This window comes from Oleiphilus sp. HI0067 (genome assembly GCF_001635735.1).
This window is the reverse complement of record NZ_LWFI01001521.1, coordinates 1-1003: the sequence shown is the minus strand read 5'-3', so window position 1 is coordinate 1003 and position 1003 is coordinate 1. Positions and strand designations below refer to the sequence as shown.

The 1003-nt window shown below is 45.4% G+C and carries 2 protein-coding genes; one reads left to right on the top strand and one right to left on the bottom strand.

Annotated features, from left to right (window positions below; translation table 11 throughout):
- On the top strand, window positions 1-434 hold a 434-nt coding region (locus A3739_RS30380), incomplete at its 5' end, for a hypothetical protein (protein ID WP_197472554.1).
- Between the two features lie 39 nt (window positions 435-473).
- Here A3739_RS30380 and A3739_RS24810 read toward each other — a convergent pair.
- Complete coding sequence (locus A3739_RS24810; protein ID WP_068501772.1) at window positions 474-827, bottom strand: hypothetical protein; 354 nt, start codon at window positions 825-827, stop codon at window positions 474-476.
- Between the last annotated feature and the right edge of the window lie 176 nt (window positions 828-1003).

Genomic DNA, 1003 nt, shown 5'->3' with positions numbered 1-1003 from the left:
ACTACGGAACCTCGTTACAACTAATCGTAGAATTACTCAGCGGCAACTACCCAATGGTGCCAAAGATTGGCTTTGAGGCTGTTGATGTGCGCGATATCGCGACGTTGCATCGCTTGGCTTACGAAAAACCAGAAGCGGTAGGCAAGCGATTTATTGGCGCAAACGGTTGGGTGATGTTTAAAGATGTTGCCAAGACTCTCAAGGGCGCTTATCCCAACAATAAAGTTTCTACTTTTGAATTGCCTGAGCTACTGTCAAATCTATTGTCTTATGTGGTGAAGGACATGGAGATGGTGAAAGGAGAGGGGGGTAAAACGAAGAAGGCAGACAACTCTGCATCACTATCGCTTGGTTGGACGCCTCATACTGCAGAAGATGCGATTCTTGCTGGTGCCGAAAGCCTAATCAATTTAGGTGTTGTTAAAGCGAAATAGTTATTCCTTTGGCGGAGTGATTTGCTCCGCCTATTCTGATCAGGGTGAAGTGGAAACTATCGCAGAGACATGCCCCGACACGAGTGTAAATTCAACAGCGTCTCCCACCTTAAAGCCGTTCAGCTCAACGTAGCAATCGTATTCACTGCCGTCTTTGGCTTTTAAGAAAACATGATCGATGGTGTCGCCGTATTTGTCGTTCGCCAGCTCAATCCCTAAAAACGCACCTGTAACACCTGCAATCTCTTCGCCTGTGCCACCACCAATTTGTCCACCAATAAGCGCGCCTAAGAATGCACCACCAAAACGTTTTCCAAACGTGGCTTTCGTATTTACTTCTTTGATATTCACAACTGTCCCAGTGAAGCGTTCAATCTCAGGACCCGCTTCCAAATGATCGCTCGGAACAACTTGAGAACCAGTACTGCACGCTACAAGAAAAAGTGAGATCAGCAGTGTGATAAGAATTTTCTCATAATCGGATTCCTTGTTAATGAGCTATGCATGGATGCTCAAATAGCCATCGATAAACATTTGTATTCCGATGACACAAAGAATAAGCCCCATAA